General features: G+C 52.4%; 16 protein-coding genes and 1 pseudogene. 12 read left to right on the top strand and 5 right to left on the bottom strand.

Annotated elements, in window-relative coordinates:
• The first annotated feature begins 239 nt into the window (after window positions 1–239).
• The 6 genes from ppc (at window position 240) to ACH0VJ_RS21945 (ending at window position 8,746) form a co-directional block, all read left to right on the top strand.
• Complete coding sequence (gene ppc, locus ACH0VJ_RS21970; protein WP_001005548.1) at window positions 240–2,891, top strand: phosphoenolpyruvate carboxylase; 2,652 nt, start codon at window positions 240–242, stop codon at window positions 2,889–2,891.
• Between the two features lie 210 nt (window positions 2,892–3,101).
• Entirely contained in the window at window positions 3,102–4,835 is a 1,734-nt protein-coding gene (locus tag ACH0VJ_RS21965; protein ID WP_001192084.1) for a phosphoethanolamine transferase CptA, read from the top strand.
• A gap of 160 nt (window positions 4,836–4,995) precedes the next feature.
• Window positions 4,996–5,832: an AraC family transcriptional regulator gene (locus tag ACH0VJ_RS21960; RefSeq protein ID WP_000274595.1), complete on the top strand. Its 837-nt coding sequence runs from the start codon at window positions 4,996–4,998 to the stop codon at window positions 5,830–5,832.
• A 254-nt stretch (window positions 5,833–6,086) separates the two neighbouring features.
• Window positions 6,087–6,749 (top strand): fructose-6-phosphate aldolase, encoded by a 663-nt coding sequence (gene fsa / locus ACH0VJ_RS21955; RefSeq protein WP_000424866.1) that lies wholly within the window; start codon window positions 6,087–6,089, stop codon window positions 6,747–6,749.
• An 11-nt stretch (window positions 6,750–6,760) separates the two neighbouring features.
• Window positions 6,761–7,864 (top strand): glycerol dehydrogenase, encoded by a 1,104-nt coding sequence (locus tag ACH0VJ_RS21950; protein ID WP_000374031.1) that lies wholly within the window; start codon window positions 6,761–6,763, stop codon window positions 7,862–7,864.
• Window positions 7,865–8,122: 258 nt separating this feature from the next.
• The gene (locus tag ACH0VJ_RS21945; RefSeq protein ID WP_000666689.1) at window positions 8,123–8,746 is read left to right on the top strand and encodes a DUF1287 domain-containing protein; all 624 of its coding nucleotides are present in this window, start codon (window positions 8,123–8,125) and stop codon (window positions 8,744–8,746) included.
• 57 nt (window positions 8,747–8,803) lie between these two features.
• On the opposite strand, the gene katG is transcribed toward ACH0VJ_RS21945, so the two are convergent.
• The 3 genes and pseudogenes from katG to ACH0VJ_RS21930 form a co-directional block, all read right to left on the bottom strand.
• On the bottom strand, window positions 8,804–10,984 hold the full coding sequence (katG, locus tag ACH0VJ_RS21940) for a catalase/peroxidase HPI (protein ID WP_000108103.1): 2,181 nt from the start codon (window positions 10,982–10,984) through the stop codon (window positions 8,804–8,806).
• A 164-nt stretch (window positions 10,985–11,148) separates the two neighbouring features.
• Window positions 11,149–12,039 (bottom strand): methylenetetrahydrofolate reductase, encoded by an 891-nt coding sequence (metF, locus tag ACH0VJ_RS21935; RefSeq protein ID WP_000007504.1) that lies wholly within the window; start codon window positions 12,037–12,039, stop codon window positions 11,149–11,151.
• A 194-nt stretch (window positions 12,040–12,233) separates the two neighbouring features.
• Window positions 12,234–13,791 (bottom strand): annotated as a pseudogene (locus ACH0VJ_RS21930) (bifunctional metallophosphatase/5'-nucleotidase).
• A 135-nt stretch (window positions 13,792–13,926) separates the two neighbouring features.
• Between ACH0VJ_RS21930 and ACH0VJ_RS21925 the strand changes: the two are divergent.
• The 3 genes from ACH0VJ_RS21925 to mscS all read left to right on the top strand — a co-directional run bounded on the left by ACH0VJ_RS21925 (window position 13,927) and on the right by mscS (window position 17,144).
• Window positions 13,927–15,051, top strand: a complete 1,125-nt coding sequence (locus tag ACH0VJ_RS21925) for a hypothetical protein (protein WP_001134811.1) — start codon at window positions 13,927–13,929, stop codon at window positions 15,049–15,051.
• A 234-nt stretch (window positions 15,052–15,285) separates the two neighbouring features.
• On the top strand, window positions 15,286–16,284 hold the full coding sequence (locus ACH0VJ_RS21920; protein WP_000406812.1) for a hypothetical protein: 999 nt from the start codon (window positions 15,286–15,288) through the stop codon (window positions 16,282–16,284).
• A 2-nt stretch (window positions 16,285–16,286) separates the two neighbouring features.
• Window positions 16,287–17,144, top strand: coding sequence for a small-conductance mechanosensitive channel MscS (gene mscS / locus ACH0VJ_RS21915; RefSeq protein ID WP_000398251.1), 858 nt, complete (start codon window positions 16,287–16,289; stop codon window positions 17,142–17,144).
• Window positions 17,145–17,259: 115 nt separating this feature from the next.
• Here mscS and metL read toward each other — a convergent pair whose 3' ends face one another.
• Both metL and metB read right to left on the bottom strand, forming a co-directional pair.
• Window positions 17,260–19,692, bottom strand: a complete 2,433-nt coding sequence (gene metL / locus ACH0VJ_RS21910; protein WP_000110811.1) for a bifunctional aspartate kinase/homoserine dehydrogenase II — start codon at window positions 19,690–19,692, stop codon at window positions 17,260–17,262.
• Between the two features lie 2 nt (window positions 19,693–19,694).
• Window positions 19,695–20,855, bottom strand: coding sequence for a cystathionine gamma-synthase (metB, locus tag ACH0VJ_RS21905; RefSeq protein ID WP_000197216.1), 1,161 nt, complete (start codon window positions 20,853–20,855; stop codon window positions 19,695–19,697).
• Window positions 20,856–21,119: 264 nt separating this feature from the next.
• Here metB and metJ point away from each other — a divergent pair, with 264 nt between their 5' ends.
• From metJ to ACH0VJ_RS21890, 3 genes are all read left to right on the top strand, one after another.
• On the top strand, window positions 21,120–21,437 hold the full coding sequence (gene metJ / locus ACH0VJ_RS21900; protein ID WP_000852811.1) for a met regulon transcriptional regulator MetJ: 318 nt from the start codon (window positions 21,120–21,122) through the stop codon (window positions 21,435–21,437).
• A gap of 457 nt (window positions 21,438–21,894) precedes the next feature.
• Entirely contained in the window at window positions 21,895–23,685 is a 1,791-nt protein-coding gene (locus ACH0VJ_RS21895; RefSeq protein WP_371359483.1) for an aryl-sulfate sulfotransferase, read from the top strand.
• Between the two features lie 200 nt (window positions 23,686–23,885).
• Window positions 23,886–24,548: a TIGR02117 family protein gene (locus ACH0VJ_RS21890; protein WP_000792797.1), complete on the top strand. Its 663-nt coding sequence runs from the start codon at window positions 23,886–23,888 to the stop codon at window positions 24,546–24,548.
• Window positions 24,549–24,674: the final 126 nt, after the last annotated feature.

Below are 24,674 nucleotides of genomic sequence, written 5' to 3'. Positions count from 1 at the left end.
CTTTAATAAATTACCGTCATTTCTTCGTTTGCTGAACCGATTTCGCAGTAATTGACGCCACGGGTTTTACGTGGCTTTATAAAAGACGGCTAAAAAGCAAAGTCCGAAAAATTTCACGTCACAGCAAGGCGGCAAACGAGCCCATTCCGCAGAACTGGCATACGGGCGAGCGCAGCCACTGCCGCTGTGGCATGAAAGAGACAGGGCAATTACATTAAAGATGGGGTGTCTGGGGTCATATGAACGAACAATATTCCGCGTTGCGTAGTAATGTCAGTATGCTCGGCAAGGTGCTGGGAGAAACCATCAAGGATGCGCTGGGAGAACACATTCTTGATCGTGTAGAAACAATCCGTAAGCTATCCAAATCTTCACGCGCCGGCAATGAAGCTAATCGCCAGGAGCTGCTCACCACGCTACAAAATTTGTCTAATGACGAGCTGCTGCCAGTTGCGCGCGCGTTTAGTCAGTTCCTGAACCTGGCCAATACTGCCGAGCAATACCACAGCATTTCGCCAAAAGGCGAAGCCGCCAGCAACCCGGAAGTGATTGCCCGCACTCTGCGCAAACTGAAAAACCAACCGGACCTCAACGACGCAACCATCAAAAAAGCGGTAGAGTCGCTGTCTCTGGAGTTGGTGCTAACCGCCCATCCGACAGAAATTACCCGCCGTACGCTTATTCACAAAATGGGTGAAATCAACAACTGTCTGAAACAGCTTGATAATACCGATATCGCCGACTACGAACGCCACCAGGTGATGCGTCGCCTGCGCCAGTTGATTGCCCAATCCTGGCATACGGATGAGATCCGCAAGCAGCGTCCAAGCCCGGTGGATGAAGCCAAATGGGGCTTCGCCGTGGTTGAGAACAGCCTGTGGCAGGGCGTACCTAACTATCTGCGTGAACTGAACGAACAGCTGGAAGAAAATCTCGGCTACAAATTGCCGGTGGATTTTGTGCCGGTACGTTTTACCTCCTGGATGGGCGGCGACCGTGACGGCAACCCGAACGTGACGGCGGATATCACCCGCCACGTACTCTTGTTAAGCCGCTGGAAAGCCACCGATCTGTTCCTGAAAGACATTCATGTTCTGGTATCAGAACTGTCGATGGTCGACGCCACGCCGGAGCTGCTGGCGTTAGTGGGCGAAGAAGGCGCGTCTGAGCCGTATCGCTACCTGATGAAAAAATTGCGCGCCCGTCTGATGGCGACCCAGTCCTGGCTGGAAGCGCGTCTGAAAGGCGAGAAGCTGCCCAAACCGGCTGGCCTGCTGACGCAAAACGAGCAGCTCTGGGAACCTCTGTACGCCTGCTACCAGTCGTTACAGGCCTGCGGCATGGGCATTATCGCCAACGGCGAGTTACTCGACACGCTCCGCCGCGTGAAGTGTTTCGGCGTACCGCTGGTGCGTATTGATATCCGTCAGGAGAGCACCCGCCATACCGAAGCGCTGGGCGAAATTACCCGCTACCTTGGTATTGGCGACTACGAAAGCTGGTCGGAAGCCGACAAGCAGGCCTTCCTGATCCGCGAACTGAACTCCAAACGTCCGCTGCTGCCGCGTAACTGGGAGCCGAGCAACGATACCCGCGAAGTGCTTGAAACCTGCAAGGTTATTGCCGAAGCGCCAAAGGGGTCGATCGCCGCCTACGTGATTTCAATGGCGAAAACGCCGTCTGATGTGCTGGCTGTGCATCTGCTGCTGAAAGAGGCAGGTATCGGCTTTGCCATGCCGGTCGCGCCGCTGTTTGAAACCCTCGACGACCTGAACAATGCCGACGACGTGATGACCCAGTTGTTGAATATCGACTGGTATCGCGGGCTGATTCAGGGTAAGCAGATGGTCATGATCGGCTACTCCGACTCGGCGAAAGACGCCGGCGTTATGGCCGCGTCATGGGCGCAGTATCAGGCGCAGGACGCCCTGATCAAAACCTGTGAAAAAGCCGGCATCGAGCTCACCCTCTTCCACGGCCGCGGCGGCTCTATTGGCCGTGGCGGCGCGCCAGCCCACGCGGCGCTGCTTTCGCAACCGCCAGGCAGTCTGAAAGGCGGTCTGCGCGTGACCGAGCAGGGCGAGATGATCCGCTTCAAATACGGCCTGCCGGAAGTCACCGTCAGCAGCCTGTCGCTCTACACCAGCGCAATTCTGGAAGCAAACCTGCTGCCGCCGCCGGAACCGAAAGACAGCTGGCGTCATATTATGGATGAGCTTTCCGTCATCTCCTGTGAAACCTACCGCGGCTACGTGCGCGAAAATAAAGACTTTGTACCGTACTTCCGCTCCGCGACGCCGGAGCAAGAGCTGGGCAAATTGCCGCTCGGCTCACGTCCGGCGAAACGTCGTCCAACTGGCGGCGTCGAATCGCTGCGCGCGATTCCGTGGATCTTCGCCTGGACGCAAAACCGCCTGATGCTGCCAGCCTGGCTGGGCGCGGGTACTGCGCTGCAAAAAGTGGTGGAAGACGGTAAACAAAGCGAACTGGAAGCCATGTGTCGCGACTGGCCGTTCTTCTCCACGCGTCTTGGAATGCTGGAAATGGTGTTCTCGAAAGCCGACCTGTGGCTGGCCGACTATTACGATCAGCGTCTGGTGGCGAAAACGCTATGGCCGCTGGGCAAAGAGCTACGAGACCTGCTGGAAGAAGACATTAAAGTGGTGCTGGCGATTGCCAACGATTCGCACCTGATGGCCGACTTACCGTGGATTGCGGAGTCCATTCAGTTAAGAAACGTTTATACCGATCCATTAAACGTGTTGCAGGCCGAGTTGCTGTATCGTTCCCGTCTGACTGAAGAGCAGGGCAAATCGCCCGATCCTCGCGTCGAACAGGCGTTGATGGTCACGATTGCGGGCGTCGCCGCCGGTATGCGCAACACCGGCTAACGCCAAAAGAAAGCCGCCCTCACGCAGTTATGTGGGGGCGGCATGAAATACTGCTGTCATCCTCGTCATTTTTTCAATATATTCCTGTCTGCATTTTATGCATTTGTAAATCTTTCTTAGCAAAACGTGCGGCATAAAGCAGGTTTGCTTCAGATTCTTTTAAGGTTCAGGCGTTACGTTTGGCGCTACGATTAAAGACAGGCTCTCATTATGCAATCCACATTACTCCAGACTAAACCCGCGTTTAGCTGGAAAGCCCTGGGCTGGGCACTGCTCTACTTTTGGTTCTTTTCCACCCTCCTGCAGGCCATTATTTATCTCACCGGATACAGCGGGACAAACGGTCTGCGGGATTCGCTACTGTACAGCTCACTGTGGCTGATCCCGGTCTTTCTGTTTCCAGCTCGTATCCGGGTTATTGCTGCCGTTATTGGCGTCGTACTCTGGGCCGCCTCGCTGGCGGCGCTGAGCTATTACGTAATCTACGGGCAGGAGTTCTCGCAAAGCGTGCTGTTTGTGATGTTTGAAACCAACGCCAATGAAGCCAGCGAATATTTAAGCCAATATTTCAGTCTAAAAATTGTTCTTGTCGCGCTGGCTTATACGGTGGCGGCGATTTTGCTGTGGACACGTCTGCGCCCGGTTTATATTCCATCCCCCTGGCGCTATCTGGTGTCGTTTGCCCTGCTGTACGGGCTGATCCTCCATCCCATCGCGATGAATACCTTTATCAAGCATAAGTCGATGGAGAAAACGCTGGATAGCCTGGCGTCACGAATGGAACCCGCCGCGCCGTGGCAATTTATTACTGGCTACTATCAGTACCGTTTACAGCTCGCCTCGCTGAATAAACTGCTGAATGAAAACGATGCCCTGCCGCCGCTGGCTAACTTCCAGGACCACTCCGGCGATGCGCCGCGCACGCTGGTACTGGTGATTGGCGAATCGACCCAGCGTGGCCGTATGAGTCTGTACGGTTATCCGCGCGAAACCACGCCGGAACTGGACGCGCTGCATAAAACCGACCCCGGGCTGACCGTGTTTAATAACGTGGTAACTTCGCGACCGTACACCATTGAGATTCTGCAACAGGCGCTAACGTTCGCGGACGAAAAGAACCCGGACTGGTATCTGACGAAGCCATCGCTGATGAATATGATGAAACAGGCCGGGTATAAAACCTTCTGGATCACTAACCAGCAGACGATGACGGCGCGTAATACCATGCTGACCGTGTTCTCTAAGCAGACTGATAAGCAGTTCTATATGAACCAGCAGCGCACTCAAAGCGCGCGCGAATATGACAGCAACGTGCTGGCGCCGTTTAAAGCGGTGTTAGCCGACCCGGCGCCGAAAAAATTCATTATTGTGCATCTGCTGGGAACGCACATTAAATACAAGTTCCGCTATCCAGAAAACCAGGGCAAGTTTGATGGTAAAACCGACCATGTTCCGCCGGGATTAAGCAGCGACGAACTGGAGTCGTATAACGATTACGACAACGCGAATCTGTATAACGACTATGTTGTCGCCAGCCTGATTAAGGACTATAAAGCGACCGATCCGAACGGTTTCCTGCTCTACTTCTCCGATCACGGTGAAGAAGTGTATGACACGCCGCCGCATAAGACGCAGGGACGAAACGAAGATTCGCCAACCCGTCATATGTATACGGTGCCGTTCCTGCTGTGGACCTCAGAGAAATGGCAGGCAGCGCATCCGCGCGACTTCTCACAGGATGTCGATCGTAAGTACAGCAGTTCCGAGCTTATCCACACCTGGTCGGACTTAGCGGGCCTGACCTATGATGGCTACGACCCGACGCGTTCCATCACCAACCCGCAGTTCAAAGAGACCACGCGCTGGATTGGCAACCCGTATAAGAAAAACGCGCTGATTGATTATGATACGTTGCCGTATGGCGATCAGGTCGGTAATCAATAGCCTGTATGTTGCCCGATAACGCTAACGCTTATCGGGCCTGGCGTGCTTCTCTCCCGTAGTCCGGATAAGGCGCAAAGCGCCGCTATCCGGCAATAATCGCTTGAGGACATCGGTTTTCGACGTTACTGTTTCCTCTGTTTGCGATCGGCAGGGGATTATCATGTATCACGACGTCAGCCACCTTCTCTCCCGTCTCATCAACGGCCCGCTGCCGCTGCGCCAGATTTATTTTGCCAGCGCCAGCGGCCCAGCGCCGGAACTGGCGTACCAGGTGGATTTTCCGCGGCTGGAGATTGTGCTGGAGGGCGAGCTTACTGACATGAGCATTACCGCCCCGCTCATTCCTTGCGATGTTCTCTACGTTCCGGCTGGCGGCTGGAACATCCCGCAATGGCAAACGCCCGTCACCACCCTGAGCATTCTGTTTGGCAAACAGCAGTTAGGTTTCAGCGTAGTCCACTGGGATGGTCAGCAGCATCAAAACCTCACGAAACAGCACGTTGCGCGCCGTGGCCCGCGTATCGGCTCGTTCCTGTTACAAACGCTTAATGAGATGCAGATGCAGCCGCAAGAGCAGCAAACGGCCAGATTGATTGTCGCCAGCCTACTAAGCCATTGCCGCGATCTGCTCGGCAGCCAAATCCAGACCGCCTCCCGCAGCCGCGCGCTTTTTGAAGCCATTCGGGAGTATATTGATGAACGCTACGCCGCGCCGTTGACGCGCGAATCGGTAGCACAAGCGTTTTATATCTCGCCAAATTACCTCTCGCACCTGTTCCAGAAAACGGGGGCCATCGGCTTTAACGAATACCTGAACCATACGCGACTGGAACACGCCAAAACGTTGCTGAAGGGCTATGACCTGAAAGTGAAAGAGGTGGCGCACCGTTGCGGTTTTGTCGACAGTAACTATTTCTGCCGCCTGTTTCGCAAAAATACGGAACGTTCGCCGTCGGAGTATCGCCGCCAGTATCACAGCCAGCTAACGGAAAAATAATCCACACGCCAGTAAAGAGAATACAGTAGATAAAACGCGCATTTACTGGATTATTGTAATATCAATGCAAAAACCTCACTCCCCCACATGGCATACAACAGCACGTTATACGTTAATCATCACCAACTTGTGAAGTAAATCACACTTTACCAAGAGCATCACATTTGTCCAGTTTTTGGCAGATTTGTCACATAGCGCATCCGGGGCACGCTCCTTTATCCTGTCCATAACGAAAACTCACGAAGAGAAAGACTATGGAACTCTATCTGGATACCGCTAACGTGGCGGAAGTTGAACGTCTGGCGCGCATTTTCCCGATTGCCGGCGTCACCACCAATCCAAGCATTGTGGCAGCCAGCAAAGAATCTATCTGGGATGTGCTGCCCAGGCTGCAAAACGCCATCGGCGAAGAAGGCACTTTATTTGCGCAGACCATGAGCCGCGACGCGAAAGGGATGGTGGAAGAAGCCAAACGACTGAATAACGCCATCCCCGGCATTGTGGTGAAAATTCCGGTGACCGCCGAAGGTCTTGCAGCGATTAAATTGCTGAAAAAAGAAGGCATCGTGACGCTGGGCACCGCCGTCTACAGCGCGTCGCAGGGCCTGCTGGCGGCGCTGGCGGGCGCAAAATATGTCGCTCCCTACGTCAACCGCGTTGATGCGCAGGGCGGCGATGGCATTCGTATGGTTCAGGAGCTGCAAACGCTACTGGAACATCACGCTCCCGACAGCATGGTACTGGCGGCCAGCTTTAAAACGCCGCGGCAGGCGCTGGATTGCTTACTGGCAGGTTGCCAGGCGATTACCCTTCCTTTAGATGTAGCGCAACAAATGCTCAATACGCCTGCGGTAGAGTCAGCAATAGAGAAGTTTGAGCAAGACTGGAAAAACGCTTTTGGTAATCTGAACCTGTAGGAGAGAAATGTATGGATCGCATTATTCAGTCACCAGGTAAGTATATTCAGGGTGCAAACGTCATCGCGCGTCTTGGCGATTATTTAAAACCAATGGCGAACAACTGGCTGGTTGTGGGCGATAAATTCGTGCTGGGATTTGCCGAAGAGACGCTGCGCAAAAGCCTGACGGATGCCGGTTTGTCAGTAGAAATCGCCCCGTTTGGCGGCGAATGTTCGCAAAATGAGATCGACAGGCTGCGCGCCGTCGCCGAAAAAAGTCAGTGTGGCGCCGTACTGGGTATCGGCGGCGGTAAAACGCTGGATACCGCCAAAGCGCTGGCGCACTTTATGAACGTCCCGGTCGCTATCGCGCCGACCATCGCCTCTACCGACGCACCGTGCAGCGCACTCTCGGTTATTTATACTGATGCCGGTGAGTTTGACCGTTATCTGCTGCTGCCGCATAACCCGAATATGGTCATTGTCGATACGCAGATAGTGGCGGGCGCGCCGGCGCGTCTGCTGGCAGCCGGTATCGGCGATGCGCTGGCGACCTGGTTTGAAGCGCGCGCCTGCTCACGCAGCGGCGCCACCACAATGGCGGGCGGCAAGTGTACACAGGCCGCGCTGGCGCTGGCGGAGCTATGCTATAACACGCTGATCGAAGAAGGCGAAAAAGCCATGTTGGCCGCCGAACAGCACGTCGTCACGCCAGCGCTGGAACGCGTCATCGAAGCCAACACCTACCTGAGCGGGGTCGGTTTTGAAAGCGGCGGTCTGGCCGCAGCGCACGCGATTCATAACGGTTTAACGGCGATTCCTGATGCGCACCACTATTATCACGGTGAGAAGGTCGCTTTCGGTACGCTGACGCAACTGGTGCTGGAAAACGCGCCGGTCGAAGAAATCGAAACCGTTGCGGCACTGTGCCATTCCGTTGGCCTGCCGATTACGCTAGCGCAACTGGATATTAAACAGGATATCCCGGCCAAAATGCGCACCGTCGCGGAAGCCTCCTGCGCAGAAGGTGAAACTATTCATAACATGCCTGGCGGCGCAACGCCGGATGAAGTGTACGCCGCGCTGCTGGTCGCCGACCAGTACGGTCAACGTTTCTTGCAGGAATGGGAATAAGGTCTGAGCAATACTCCTGACGATAGTCAGGAGTATTTCAGCTTGCTGACACAACAGAATTCATTTGCCGAATATCGACACAGGCGCCTTATCTGGCCTTGTTATCCAATCATCCAGGCCGGGTAAGCGAAGCGCCATCATCAGGTATTCCATAGCCTGGAATCAGTCCATTTTGTCCTGAAATAGACTTTTTTGTCACGCACCATTCTCTCCGCGGAAAGTCAAATGACGTACTGACACACTTCACGGACGAAGAAGATGAAATTCGCACAGGCGCTTATCGGTATTCTTGCTGCTTTTTTTATTAGCCATATCTCTCATCATTCGCCACGCTCTGATACCAGACCAATAACCGTTCAGGCGCAAACTAATGCTGCAATCGCCCAAAGTGCCGGGACACAAATAGGTAAGACGCTATTTTATGATGCTGCCTATGTTCGTCTGGATTATCCGAATGGCGATCTTCCGCTGGAGCGTGGAGTATGTGCAGATGTCGTCATCCGCGCGCTACGCAGTCAGCAGGTTGATTTACAGAAACGGGTACATGAAGACATGCAGGCGCATTTCTCTGCCTACCCGAATAACTGGAAGCTGAAACGCCCGGACAGCAATATCGACCATCGCCGCGTTCCGAATCTGGAAACCTGGTTCCAGCGTCAAAACAAAGCGTTGCCGGTGACAGATAAATATAGCGATTATCAACCGGGAGATATTGTCTCCTGGCGGCTGGATAACGGCCTTGCGCATATTGGCGTGGTATCCCTGAACGTCACGCCTGAAGGGGTGCCGCTGGTTGTGCATAACATAGGCGCGGGAGCACAGGAGGAAGATGTATTATTTAACTGGAAAGTCACGGGGCATTTTCGTTATTTTTCGCATTAAACGCGGAAAACGTCAGCGACTACCGAATAGCAGCCGCTGACGAATTAACCCATCAGATTATTGCAGATCGAAACGGTCCAGGTTCATCACTTTCACCCATGCCGCGACGAAGTCCTTCACAAACTTCTCGTGCGCATCGCTACACGCGTAAACTTCCGCCAGCGCGCGCAGTACGGAGTTGGAACCAAACACCAGATCGGCGCGGGTCGCCGTGTATTTTACCTCGCCAGTCAGACGATCCCGGCCTTCGAACAGCTCATTAGCGTCGTCGGTGGGCTTCCACTCGTAACGCATATCCAGCAGATTAGCGAAGAAGTCAGTGCTGAGCACGCCCGGTCTGTCGGTAAAGACACCGTTCTGGCTGCCGTCAAAGTTGGTTCCCAACACACGCATCCCGCCAACCAGTACCGTCATTTCCGGCGCGGTCAACGTTAACTGCTGCGCTTTATCAATCAACAGCGATTCGGTCGTCGACACATCCAGACGCGCACGATAGTTACGGAATCCATCGGCAATCGGTTCAAGCAGCGAGAACATCTCGATGTCGGTCTGATCCTGACGCGCATCCACCCGGCCCGGCGCAAAAGGTACGCTGATGCTGACACCCGCAGCAGCGGCCGCCTGCTCGATACCGACCACGCCCGCCAGCACAATAATATCGGCCAGCGAAGCTTTATTCGTCGTTTTCTGGATCTCTTCTAATACCGGCAGAACGCGAGCCGCAACGGCGTTGACATCCCAGTCGCGCTGAGGCGCTAATGCCAGACGCGCGCCGTTAGCGCCGCCACGCTTATCGCCGCCGCGGAAAGTAGACGCGGATGCCCAGGCAACCGAAACCATCTCGCTAATAGAAAGCCCGGATGCAGCGATCGCCGCTTTCAGGTTGATAATGTCTTCCTGCGTTGGCTGGTAGAGCGGTTGCGGCAACGGGTCCTGCCAGATCAGATCTTCTTTCGGCACTTCCGGTCCGATGTAACGCGCTTTTGGTCCCATATCTCTGTGCGTCAGTTTGAACCAGGCACGAGCAAAGGCTTCATTAAAGGCCTGCGGATCGTTAAGGAAACGACGGGAAATCTTCTCGAACTCCGGATCAAAACGCAGCGTCAGGTCGGTGACCAGCATGGTTGGCTTACGTTTTTTCGACGGATCGAACGGGTCCGGGATGATATCCGGCGCGTCTACCGCTTCAAACTGGATAGCGCCAGCCGGACTACGGGTTTGTACCCACTCATATTTGAACAGGTTCTCGAAGAAATAGTTGCTCCACTGGGTCGGCGTCTGCGTCCAGACCACTTCCAGCCCGGAGGTGATAGCATCCGCGCCAACGCCGCTACCATAGCTGCTGGCCCAACCTAAGCCCTGCGCTTCAATCGGTGCGGCTTCCGGATCGGCCCCTACATGGGATGCCGCTGCCGCGCCGTGGGTTTTACCGAGGGTATGCCCGCCAGCGATCAACGCCACGGTTTCTTCGTCGTTCATCCCCATATTGCCAAAGGTAGCGCGAATAGCGGCGGCGGCAGAAAGTGGTTCGCCGCTGTGATCCGGCCCTTCCGGGTTAACGTAGATAAGGCCCATCTCGGTCGCGCCCAGCGGCGCTTTTGCCAGCGCTTCAGGGTGTCGGTGAGTCAACCAGGCTTTTTCATCGCCCCAGTTCACATCCAGATCCGGTTCCCAGACATCTTCACGCCCGGCGCCGAAACCGAAGGTACGGAAGCCGGAGTTTTCCAGCGCCACGTTACCCGCCAGAATAAACAGGTCAGCCCAGGAAATTTTCTGGCCATATTTCTGCTTAATCGGCCACAACAAACGACGCGCCTTATCCAGGCTGACGTTATCCGGCCAGGAGTTAAGCGGCGCAAAACGCTGTTGACCACGACCCGCGCCGCCACGACCATCAATAGAACGGTAGGTGCCAGCGCCATGCCAGGCCATACGAATAAACAAACCGACATAGCTGCCCCAGTCGGCGGGCCACCACGGTTGTGAATCGGTCAGCAGCGCCTTGAGATCCCCTTTCAGGGCGGAGTAGTCTAACTTGCTAAACTCTTTGCGGTAGTCAAAGTCTTCACCCAGCGGGTTAGAACGGTTGGAATGTTGATTCAAAAGATCCACGCGAAGCTGGTTCGGCCACCAGTCGCGGCTGGCAGTCCCTGCGCCTGCGCTTCGGTCATGCCCCCCCTGATGGAAAGGACATTTTCCAGTGGATAACGTGTTATGGGTATCGTCGGTCGTGCTCATATCTCAGCTCCCTTTTAAAGTGTTACCGTTACGATATACACCAGGAGCAAATAGATATAGTTGAATTAATCCACAGATTCGATAGCTAATACCTTTTATATTTTTAGTTACAGAGATGTAGATCAATATGAGTTGTAATAAAGCTCCCGGCAGGGAGCTGGAGGTTATAAACCCGGTCTTACGCCCAGCGTGTGGCAAATGGCATAACTCATTTCCGCACGATTCAACGTGTAGAAGTGGAAATCCTTCACTCCTTCGCGACTTAAAATTTTCACCATGTCCATCGCAATGTTAGCGCCCACCAGCTTGCGGGTTTCTGCGTCATCATCCAGACCCTCAAACATCAGTGACATCCAGGACGGAATGCGGACATTGGTCATATCGGCAAATTTTTTCGCCTGTTTAAAGTTAGACACCGGTAAAATGCCGGGAATAATTTCTACGTCGATACCGGCGGAAACACAGCGGTCGCGAAAACGCAGGTAGCTTTCCACATCGAAGAAAAATTGGGTTATCGCGCGGTTAGCGCCAGCATCCACTTTACGCTTCAGATTAAGCAGATCGGCCTGCGCGCTTTTCGCTTCCGGATGTACCTCCGGATAGGCCGCTACTGAAATATCGAAATCGGCCACCTCTTTGAGCAAACCAACCAGATCGGCGGCGTACATCTCCGGCTTACCGCTGTCCGGCGGCAAATCGCCGCGCAAAGCGACAATGTGGCGGATACCGTTATTCCAGTAGTCGCGGGCGATGGTGCGCAGTTCATCGCGGGTGGCGTCAATACAGGTAAGGTGCGGCGCGGCCTCAAGCCCAGTACGCTCTTTAATGCCTTTAATAACGCTATGAGTGCGGTCGCGTTCCCCGGAGTTGGCGCCATACGTTACCGAAACAAACTTCGGTTTCAGACTGCTCAGGCGATCGATGGAGTTCCACAGGGTTTGCTCCATTTCACTGGTGCGCGGCGGGAAAAATTCAAACGAAACGTTAATCTGACCCTGTACTTCCGCCAGGCTCTGATTCAGGGCTTCCCGCTGGTTGGCGTGAAAAAAGCTCATACCTTACCTCATCAATCGCATGTTATTATTTGTTGTGTTGTAAACATCTATCCGTTTAGACGTCCAGATGTAAAAATGACGGAAAAGCGGAAGGACGTCAACTGAAAAATCACGCCAAAGAATGAGGAATATTCAGCAAAGTTGAATTTTCTTCATGTCACGCCGCGACACTGAACGCGCCGCGGCAGGGGAAATTACTTCTTCACATCCGCAACGCGCATTCCTTTGAGCTGCTCATCCGTGATGGTGTTGCCCGCCTTAAAGTAATCGACTATCGCATTCGACACATAGTAGCCGCCGGAGGTGTTCCGCGCCTGGCCTTCCGTGAATGCCGCAAAACCATCGCCGCCGTCGGCAAGGAAGCTGTTGGTAGCGATGTGATAAACCGTAGCATCGTCAATCGGCTTGCCATTGAGCGTCAGCACGGTAACCCGCTGGCCGATAGGTTTGCTGCTGTCATACTTCATCTCCAGCCCTTTAGACACCTGCAATACGCCGTTGCTTAAGCCAGCGCCATGCTCCATCAGGCTGCGCAATTGTTTACCGGTTAAATCCATCGTGACCAGTTCATTAGGGAACGGGAAGGTACTGATTACCGCCCCCATCGTCACCGCGCCAGCCGGGATTTCGTTGCGGATACCGCCAGAGTTAGTAAGCGCTAACTGGGTGTCTTTCCCCGCCGTAAAAAGCAGCGCATCCGCCGCCAGATTCCCCAGCGACGACGATTCGCCATACGCGCGGGTCAGCTCAACCGGCGACTGCGCCACCGTTTGCTGCACGACTTTATCGAGCTTTTTTGTTCCAGCCGTCGATCACCTGTTTCGTTTGCGGATCTGGCTTCCACTCATCAGCAAAAATGGTCTTCAGCTCGAAGTTCTTCACCGTAAAGTGGTGTGGTTTCTCTTTGTAATCCAGCACCAGTTTACCCACATCAATACCGCCGCTGTCCGTTGAGAGGATCAGCGTATTACCGACTTTAATCGGTTCTGGCGTACCGACATGCGCGTGGCCGGTAATCAAAATATCCAGCCCTTTTACCTGACTTGCGGTCTGAATATCTTTATCCAGCGCGCGTCGCACATCGGTATTCCCCATGCTGGACTGGCGGGCCGGGGTGCCTTCGTGGATCAGCGCGACGGTCAGATCGACTTTACCTTTAAGTTCATCAATGTAACGTTGCAGCCACTTAATTTCATCGCGTGCCTCAATGCCCACGCGCGTCGCGGCGGATACCGTATCATTAAAAGCAAAGACACCGTGTAAGCCGATTACGCCAATCTTGACGCCATCTTTTTCAACAATGGTGTACGGCTTATCCCAGAAGGATTTACTGCTGTCCTCATAAAAAATATTGCCCTGTACGATAGGGAATTTCGCCCGGCTCAGTTGCAACAATGTATTGTCCCAGCCATGATCGAACTCATGATTACCGATAGTGGCAGCGTCATACTGCATGGTATTCAAAATATCGATAATCGCTTTACCCTTCGTCAGGCTGCTGATATACGGTCCGGTAAAGTAATCTCCGGCATCAAAAAACCACGTCGCCTTATTTTTGGCTTTTTCCTGCTTCACCAGCGTAGTGATATTGGCCCAACCGCCAATATCGCGTTTACCGTCAGCAATCCACGGTACTTTATAAGGCTCCACATGAGCGTGTAGATCGTTGGTGTAAATAATGGTGACATCTTTGGCGCAGGCCCAGAACGGCAGCGTGAACAAAATACCGGCAGCAAGCAGTTTTACTTTCATAAATAAGTCCCTTTCAGTCATATAAAGATTCGCTACGTTACGTTCTGAAAGGTTTTTTTATGTGAGAGTCCTCACACCCGCGTACCGTTTTATGAAGGCAGAATCAACGACCTGCCAAAATCGTTGGTAAAATGTATGCCGCCTCTGTTCACCATTAATGCCTGCAAAAGCGCTGGTTGTCGCAATCTTGGGCTGCCTGACTCGCCGGATTATGTGTGGCCGGACTATCGCCTGGGTTATCCGGCATTGCATTGTCGAGCCTGCGGCAGTTATCCGCCGCTCTTCAACGAGGGGGAATTTCGCCGCTGGGCGTCTGCTTATATCGCGCAATATGCCAAAGAGCATGGTCACTTTTGCCCCGACTGCTATCAAAAAACATGGATTCGTTATGGACGTAATCCCGGCGGAACGCAGCGACTTCAGTGCCAGTACTGTAAGAAAGTCTGGACGCCAAAACAGCACGCGCTGAATGTCGCCGAAACGCCGGAACAGATTTGCAGTATTCCGCTGCTCGTACCGTTTCAGGGAGCGAATGCCTTCCAGCAATTGTACTTTTTATTCAGTTTTGATGCTGTTCGCGGCAATATTCTTCACCTTTCCAGCAATTTCACGTTACTGTCTGCCGGAAAAAGTTTGCATTACCACTGGAAAGGAATTGCGCCGCCCGAGGGCGAGAAGGGCGATATTATTCACCGTATCGCCATTAAAGAACGGCAATTTTTACAGCGCAGTCAGTTCGATGAGATTCAGTATGGCCCGGCGGCGCTTAAACGGAACGCGCAAGGGACAATACTTCGCCCGGTCATTACGGCGCATGGTCATTTTCGGGTGCTGAAAAACCGTTTTCCTGATGTCACGACACACATCATTGCCCATGAGTGTTTTTTGCGCGGCGCGGTCATTACGGCATGGGCGGAGCGGTTTCGCCAGCGTCTCTCCTCGCTGTGGTTCGTTGAGGAAGAGATAAACGATGACGATTGCCGCGCAGAGTGGCAACTGTTAGGCAAAACATGGCAGGGATGGTGGCAAAATCAGTGGCAACTCTGGGGGCAAGGTCACAACCGCAAAATGGTCTGTTCGTTAACTGGTTCCCACTTAGAACAAGGTGTCGCCGTTAATCTGGCGGCCAGTCGCCGCTTTGTTACCTGGCTATGGCAACAACCTGAATTCCAGCAAAGCGCCCACTATTCCGCCAAACGCGTCACGCAAATTCTGTATTTGCTGACGGAAAAATATAACTCACAATGGAATCACATTTAACCCAATGATGTAATGCCACGCATAAAAAATCACAGATTATCATTCAGAAGGCGCTACAGATTTAATCACCTCACATCCTGCTTTTATACGCTGAAAAAGAATAGAACCATTTGATAAAATGGCCCTTCGTTTTAAGTTAAAATCGGCTATAAACGTTATTCACATAATCAATATTTATTATCAATTTAAATAGTTCTATACATTCTTATTTTCTATGGAAAACAAGGGATAAATATGGAAATTACTTTACCGTCAATGTCAGATAAAAAATGGACCTGTGCCGATCTCCTGAGTAGCTATCGATTCTGGGGGATCACTTTTTTCTTTTTGGTGCTCTCTTTTATCGGTTCGCTGGGATCGTCGTATGGTGTTTATTTTTGGAGTAAATCTCTGTCTATTCCAGCCGATCGTATTGGCGCCATTCTCGTTGGCGGCCAACTGGGATACCTCCTGGGTATGGTTGCCAGCTGGTTTGTCTGCCGTATAAAAAATTGTTACCCCTTCTACTTTGTTGCGCTCCTGTTAATCATTGGCGTGGTCTGTTCCTTCTGCATAAATGGCCCGTCTGACGTAGTCAGGCTTATCATAGCGCAGTTTTTAATTAATCTGGGTGTGGGGATCATAACGCTGTTAGTCCCCATGCTGCTTTTCAGCGCTATCGGCAGTGCTCAGACATTTGTTATTTTATTTAGCCTCTGCTTACTGTTCAAATTTATCATCGCTGGCTATCTGTCTATATTTATATACTCAATTCCTTATATAGGAATAATCGTAATTACTTTAGCGGTTATCGCGCTTTTGCTACTATTACCGCTCAAAAAAGAACTTTTCTATATTGCACCGCCCAAAAGGTTCTCATCAACCCAGCGACCTGAGTGCGCAGAACCCCTTGTCGTCGCATTATTGGCCTTTTTCATTCCATTTTATATTATTTATTGGTTCTTCAGAATTCACCGGGAAATGCAATTTGTGGCGCCTTCGCCCCGACTCATGACCGCATGTGGCGCGGGATGGCTGTCAGCCATTATGCCGTTTGGCACAGCCATATTGTGTCTGACGCTTAGCGACGAAATCCGCGCTCTGCTGGCGAATAAAAACGAAGATGGCGGAATACGAACCGGCTGGACACTATTCTGGGCGTTACTGCTGCCACCCGTCGGCGCGGCGATTATCCAGGCAAAAATGAACCGTTTTATTACCGCTAATACCGCGGATACTGCTGACAGAGGATAAACATGGAAGGTTTTGAGTTATTTCCAAAAATTAAAGGCGCGATCAAATGGATGGCCGAGCACAGTGACTCGGTAATTCATTTTGGCTGGAATGTTGTTGCCGCCATCATTCTACTTTTCATCGGTAAGTTAATAGCTCGCTTACTATCGAGGGGGCTGGAAAAATTACTTCTCAGGCGGCAAGTGGATGCCACTATTGTCCACTTTTTCTCCGCGCTGGTTCGCTACATCACAATAGCTTTCACGGCAGTAGCCGCTCTTGGCCGTGTCGGTATAGAAACCTCCTCAATTATTGCCGTTATCGGCGCGGCGGGTTTAGCCATTGGCCTGGCGTTGCAAGGGTCACTTTCCAACTTTGCCGCAGGCGTACTGCTTGTCTCCCTGCGCCCTTTCCGCGCCGGGGAAATTGTACAAATTGGCCTGGTTATCGGCACAGTAGAAAAGGTCCATATTTTCTCCACCACTCTGCTCACTGCGGATAGCAAAGAAGTTGTCATCCCGAATGGTAAAATTATTGCTGATAATATTATCAACTATTCACGACACCCCTATCGACGTATTGATCTGATTATTGGCGTGGATTACCAAAGCCGTATTGCTGACGTAAAAAGCGTGATACATCGTATTATTGAACAAGATCATCGCATTGATAAAACCCGCGATATTACGGTCCGCCTGGGCGAACTTGCGCCCTCTAGCCTGAATTTCTATGTTCGCGTATGGGTGCCCAACGCTCAGTACTGGAGTACTTACTACGATCTTCTGGAAAATATCAAGGAAGCAATGGATGAAAACGGCATCAATATTCCTTACCCCCGGATGGATGTCCGGGTTGAGAATGTAAAAAGCATCACGCCATAATGTTTCGTCAGCAATCGGATAGCGCTTCGTATATCAGTATCTACAGAATGACTGCATAACGTATTGATGAGGGAGCGAAGCGCAACCCGGCGCTTCGCTCACGAACTTGCCTTTATTACAGCAACTGCGCCAGGCGGTTGATATCCGACTGAATCGCCCCGGCGGTCACATCGCGACCCGCGCCCGGCCCACGGATCACCAGCGGGTTATCGCGATACCAGCGGCTTTCAATAGCAAAGACATTATCGCACGGCAGCAGCGCCGCCAGCGGATGCTCCGGACGCACCGCTTCAACGCCGACGCGCGCTTTGCCATTGGCGTCGAAACGCGCCACGTAACGCAACACCAGCCCCAGTTCGCGGGCTGCCTCCAGACGCTGCACCATCTGTTCATTCAGCGCGTCGCCGTTTTCGAAAAAGTGATCGATAGACCCTTCTTCACAATGCGCCGGCACCAACGATTCTACACGCACCTGATCCGGCTCGATGTCGTATCCCGCCTCGCGCGCCAGAATCACCAGCTTACGCATGACATCTTTTCCGGAAAGATCGACGCGCGGATCGGGTTCGGTCAGCCCCTGCTGCCAGGCCTGATCCACCAGATCGGTAAACGGCACCGTGCCGTCAAATTGCAGGAACAGCCAGGATAGCGTCCCGGAGAAGATCCCGCTGATCGAGAGAATCGTATCGCCGCTGTCAATCAGATCCCGCACCGTGTGGTTGATCGGCAATCCCGCGCCCACGGTGGCGTTATACAGCCAGTAACGCCCGGTTTTTTCAAACGCGTCATGAATCTGGCGATACTTATCGCTGGCGCTTGCGCCCGCCAGTTTATTGGCGCTAATCACATGAAAACCGTGGCTGGCGAAATCAAGATACTGATCGGCCAGTTGCTCGCTTGCTGTCACATCCAGCACCACTAAATCATCATACGGATGCGCACGCATCCACAGGAATAGCGACTCTTCGTCCTGCTCAACGGCTTCATCATCAAAGAATGCCAGCGCGCGGCTGGCATCCAGCCCTTCATAATTCAGCAGGCTACGGCGGCTATCCACCACGCCCGCCAGCACAAATTCAAAGCCAGTACGCGCGGAAAGCGTGCTTTGTTCACGGGCAAACAGTTCCAGCCAACGGGAGCCGATGTTCCCCTTACCGAACAGCATCAGGCCAATGCGTTTTTCGGCGCGGAAAACCGACTGATGCAGCCCCTGAATCAGGCTCTCAGTTGGGCCGGTACGCAGCACCGCCACCAGACTGATGCCCTCCTCCGACTGCCAGGTAAATTCCACTGGCTGACCTTTAAGCTGCTGCCAGAAGCGATGGCAGTGTAGCGGATTGCGAGTAACGCCCGCACCGACCATCGCCACCAGCGCCAGCCCCTGCCGCAGGCGCAATTCGCCCGGCAGCCCGACATCGTCGAGGAGTTTCAGTACGCTATCCGCTACCTCGGCGGTATAGCAGAACTGCAATAGCTGGCGATCGCGATGCACGCCCACTGCCAGCGGACGCGCCTGCGCCCGTTTTAAAATTTGGTCGAGCTCTTTATGCGCCAGCCTGAAATCCTGGCTGGCGGGCACCTGAAACTCAATCAGACAGATATCATCGTGACTGGTCACGATACGCGCGCCCGTCCCGGAAGCCAGCACTCGTTCAATTCGGGTTGACCCTTGATCCGGCGTGTAGCTACAGCGCAACTGCAAATCGATATCGCTGCCGGACACTGGCTGTAGCGTACGGGCGTGCAGAACAGGCGCCGCCAGACGCGCCAGCTCGCTGGCTTCGTCCAGACGCAGCAACGGCAGCAGGCAGGCATCTTTCACTTTGCGCGGGTCGGCACTATAAACGCCCGCGACATCGCTCCAGATGGTCACGCGGGAAACGCCCGCCAGCGCGCCGATTTGCGTGGCGGAATAGTCGGAACCGTTCCGGCCTAACAGGACCGTTTCGCCGTCATGATTGCGGCTGATAAAGCCGGTCACGACCAGACGTTTGCCCGGATGCTGCGCCAGTAGCTGTTGCAATAAAGGATAAGATAGCCCTTCATCAACCTGCGGCTGTGCGGCGCGTTCGGCGCGTAAAAATGCGCGCGCGTCCAGCCAGGCGGCATCCAGCCCCTGCTGATTCAGGACGGCGGACATCAATCTCGCCGACCAAATTTCGCCGTGTCCGACAATCTCAGCATAGACGGCATCCGTTACGCCGCCGTCGAGCAAGGCGGCAAGACGTTCCAGATCGCTGATAAAAGCGCTGGTTAAGTCATCTGCCGCGTCGGCGGGAAGCAGCCCGCTAATCAGATCGCACTGGTAGCGGCGTAACGTCTGTAATACCTGATGCGCAGAAAGGCGATCGGTCTGGCTTAACTTGAGCCAGCTAATCAACTGGTTGGTGGTACTGCCTGCGGCGGACACTACCATCATATCGTCAGGCTGCGAATACTCCGCCATAATGCCTGCGACACGCAGGTAACACTTCACATCCGCCAGACTACTGCCGCCAAATTTATGCAGTTGACGACCTTTCGCCCCTGCCTGCGCAATCACACTCATGTTTACCCCTTGTTTGCAGCCCGGAAGCCATTTTCCAGGTCGGCAATTAAATCTTCGCCATCTTCAATACCGGTGGAGATACGCAGTAGCGTTTCGGAGATCCCGGCGGCGGCACGCGCCTGCGGCGACATACCGGCATGCGTCATGGTGGCGGCGTGAGAGATCAAACTTTCCACTCCCCCTAAAGATTCCGCCAGCGTAAACAGCGACAGCCCGCCCAGAAAACGACGCAGCGTCTCCTCATCCCCATCCAGTTCAAAACTCAACATTGCGCCAAAGCCTTTTTGCTGGCGCGCGGCAATTTCATGCCCCTGATTTTCCGGCAGCGACGGGTGATACAGTTTTTTCACCAACGGCTGGGTTTGCAGATATTTCACAATCGCCTGCGCGTTGCGCTGCGCCAGCTCCATACGCGGCACCAGAGTTCGCAAACCGCGCAGCAGCAGATAGCTATCAAACGCCCCGCCGGTCACGCCAATATTATTCGCCCACCACGCCAGTTCAGTGACCACTTCCGGATCTTTCGCAATCACCACGCCGGCCACGACATCCGAATGACCGTTGAGATATTTCGTGCATGAATGCAACACCAGATCGGCACCCAACGCCAGCGGATTTTGCAGCGCCGGGCTTAAAAACGTGTTATCAACGACGCTCACTGCGCCCGCCTCGCGCGCCAGCCGACAGATTTTCGCAATATCCACCACGCGTAACAATGGATTACTTGGACTTTCTACCAGTACCAGCTTCGGTTTTTCTTCCAGCGCCGCCTGTAAGGCGCGTTCATCGCCCTGATCGACAAACCGCACACGATAACAGCCGCGTGTCGCCAGACTGTCAAACAGACGATAACTGCCGCCATAGCAATCATGCGGCGCGACCAGCAGATCGCCCGGCTTGAGGAAAACGGTGGTGACCAGATGAATCGCCGACATGCCGGTATTCGTCAATACCGCGCCCGCGCCGCCTTCCAGTTCCGCTAATGCGCGCTGAACCACATCACGCGTGGGATTACCGCGGCGGGAATAATCATGCGCGCGCGGCTCATTGAAACCGGTAAAGTTATAGGTGCTGGAGAGATGGATCGGCGGCACAACGCAGCCGTATTGCTCGTCGTCGTTTAATCCGCTACGCACTGCGATAGTGGCCTGTTTACGCGTCATATGAAGATATTCCTGGCTGAGTCGGTGAAAGTCAGACCACAGATTAACCACTACCACAATAGACGTCAATACATCTGGACATCTAAACTTCTTTGCGTATAGATTGAGCAAACCGCAAATAGCCGTTAAAATTATATGCATTAGCGCACATCTGCGACCGCTAACTTCGTGTCAGGGCCGCGCCACTACGGTAAACTACGCGCGATTATGGTCCGGGCTCAGGTTCAGACCTCAATATTAATGACGAAGAGGATTAAGTATCTCATGGCTGAATGGAGCGGCGAATATATCAGCCCATACGCTGAGCACGGTAAGAAGAGTGAGCAAGTCAAAAAAATTACGGTTTCCATTCCTCTGAAGGTGTTAAAAATCCTCACCGATGAACGTACGCGTCGTCAGGTGAACAACCTGCGCCACGCCACCAACAGCGAGCTGTTGTGTGAAGCATTTCTGCACGCCTTTACCGGGCAACCCTTGCCGGATGATGCCGATCTGCGAAAAGAGCGCAGCGATGAAATCCCGGAAGCGGCAAAAGAGATCATGCGTGAGATGGGGATTGACCCGGAAACGTGGGAATACTGATAGCAAAGCATGCGGTCAGAACGCCTCTGGCCGCGCTTTTTTAACGATTCCCCCTGTACACGGCTATCTCCGACATTTTTCTAACCGTTCATCTTCCCGAATAGCCCTCGATAGATAAATTTGTCAGACATGATAAGTTTCTCTTCGTTACTTTCCTGAAAAAAAATTCCCGACATGCCATAACCGATATAATTTTATTATATTTAAACTTCCAATATTTATTTAATGTTTCACGTAGCAAAGCGTACATGAATAATAATACACCGCCATATATTTACTGAACAAATAGTATAACGATGAGTATTGTTAAAAAGACCATGGACACCTCATATTTGTGACCAACATCATTATTCCCCTCCGCGGATTGTTTTACTTTTTTAAATGTTTTTTCATCTCCGATAAATAAGAAGGTTAATATACATTCATTTTATCGATAATATCGAATGGGGAAATAAATATGTTATTTACAAGGAAAGTCTTACCTGTATTATGCTGCCTGTGTTTGAGCGGCAGCGTTTTGGCCTCAGGCGTTTTAGACCCAAACAGGCCAATGGTCGCATCAGAAGATGTCATTCCAGTCCATGAAGGGCCATTAGGTATGGTCGATGTCGCTCCCTACGGCGGCGTTTTCCCATTAACAGCAATCATTAATAAAGCCAATCATAATGTACAGGACGTGAAGGTTACCGTTTTAGGGAAAGGGGAAAAAGGCATCCCGATCAGTTATGATGTCGGCCCGCAGGCTATAAATACCCATGACGGCATACCTGTATTTGGCTTGTATCCAGATTATGTCAATAAGGTTAAAGTTGACTGGACTGAAGAAGGTAAAAAACAAACATATACGTGGTCCATTTACGCCGCACCGGTATCATTACCCTCTACTACCGGGCAAACTGCCGTTCTTCCTACAGTAGAACCGGTTAAAGTCGATAGCTCGCTTAAAAATCGCTTATATCTTTTTAACCATATAACGGGGATGCCAAGAGCCGGCCACATTATGCATGTCGCAGGCGGCGCGGCGAACTGGGATTATACCGGTATCAACTGGATTAGCGATACGAATGGCGATGTTCGCGGCTATATGAATATTGATAAATTCCGTAACCAGGATGATATAACGCGCTTTGGTTCCATGATGAGCTTCCATCAGGTTAACGATGGCAATCTTATTTTTGGCCAGGGTCAACGTTACTTTAAATATGATTTCTTAGGCCGCGTTATTTCCGATAAACGACTGCCAAAAGGATTTATTGATTTTTCGCACGCCATTACCGAAACGCCGAAAGGCACCTACCTGCTGCGTGTCGCAAAAGAAAATTATCCATTAAATGGTAAATACACCATCAATACGGTGCGTGATCATATTCTTGAAGTTGACCAGAACGGCGATACCGTCGATTACTGGGATCTGCCAAAAATCCTCGACCCCTATCGTGACGACGTTATTCTGGCGATGGATCAGGGAGCGGTATGTTTGAGCGTCGATGCCGAACATTCCGGTCAGGTCATGACCAAAGAGCAGCTTGCAAAACAACCCTTCGGCGATATCGCGGGCTCCGGCCCGGGCCGCAACTGGGCGCATGTTAACTCCGTCAGCTACGATCCTCGCGACGACAGCATTATCATTAGCTCGCGCCACCAGTCTGCCATCATCAAAATTGGCCGCGATAAAAAAGTGAAATGGATACTTTCCGATCCATCCGGCTGGAAAGGCGAACTGGCGAAAAAAGTGCTGAAACCCGTAGACAGCAACGGTAAACCGCTAACCTGCGAAGCGCACCACTGCGACGGTGGATTTGACTGGACATGGACACAACATACCGGTTGGTTAGTGCCATCCAAAAGCACCGGAGGTAAAACCGTCGTGACCGCCTTTGATAACGGCGATGCGCGCGGCATGGAACAACCGGCCATGCCGTCAATGAAATATTCCCGTGGCGTGGAATATCAGATTGACGAAAAAAATATGACGGTTTCCCAAATGTGGGAATATGGTAAAGAGCGCGGTTTTGACTGGTACAGCGCCATTACTTCCGTCACGGAATATCGCCCGGAAACCAAAACGATGTTCATGTACTCGGCTACAGCGGGAATGAGCGGTACAAAACCGATCGTTTCCGTTCTGGATGAAGTCAAAGACGGCACTCAGGATGTGATGCTGGAGCTAAAAGTACACAGTAACCGTGCCGGTATGCTGGGTTATCGGGCGCTGATTATCGATCCAGAGCAGATGTTTAAAAAATAAAGCGAGATAGTAAAAGTAAAACAGGCGGAAGCCAACTTCCGCCTGAATGGTTAAAACGTATTGTAGTTATGACATTCGCCTTATTGCCCTCGAAGAGGAATGCAAAAATATCAATGGATTACCAATCCGGCACCGACCCGATAAGCGCAGCGTCATTAGACAAACGCCACAACATACCGCGCCTTTGCTGGTGATATGTCATGAAAAATCTCTTTATCGCCTGGTTAAGTTTACTGCTATATGGCTGCACAACCTTTCCACAAGCCGTAAAACCTACGACAGGCGGACAGCCCTCCCCGACGGAAATCTATATCGTCAGTCATGGCTGGCACACGGGAATTATTGCGCCGGCCCATGATGTTAATACCGTTCTGCCACAGCTTAAAAAACGGTTCGCTCAGGAGACGCAGTGGTATGAAATCGGCTGGGGCGATAAGGGCTTTTATCAGTCACAAGAAATAACCACCGCGCTTACGCTCCAGGCCATGTTCTGGTCATCCGGCGCGGTTATGCACATCGTCGCCTTTTCCGGTCAACCAGAACGCTATTTCGCCGGTAGCGAGATAAAATCACTGCTCCTGCACACAAACCAGCGTAACAGTCTGATGCGTTATCTGGGCCGCAGCTTTGCGCGTGACGCAGAGGGTAATCTGATTCCGTTAAAACAAGGAATTTACGGCGATAGCCAGTTTTACGCCGCGAATGGCCGCTACGGCATACTCAATACCTGCAATAAATGGACAGCTAAGGGGCTGGAAAGCGCGGGACTGACTATAAATCCTTCGTTAAAACTCACGGCAGGAAGCGTAATGAAAGCGATTACGGATCACAGAATGTGTCTGAACAAATACTGTTATCCCTAGTGACTAGTCCTGATATAGGTTGACAGTTTTTTGTCTGTAAAACGCCTGATGAACATCATCGGGCGTTTTGTATTTCAGGGCCAGGTGTGGCCGTTCATGGTTATAAATTGCCACGGACTCTTTTAC

The sequence above is a fragment of the Salmonella sp. 2020_1459 genome (assembly GCF_043847915.1).
GTDB lineage: Bacteria > Pseudomonadota > Gammaproteobacteria > Enterobacterales > Enterobacteriaceae > Salmonella > Salmonella enterica.
The sequence above is the reverse complement of the archived record's forward strand: the minus strand, read 5'-3'. Positions and strand labels throughout refer to the sequence as shown.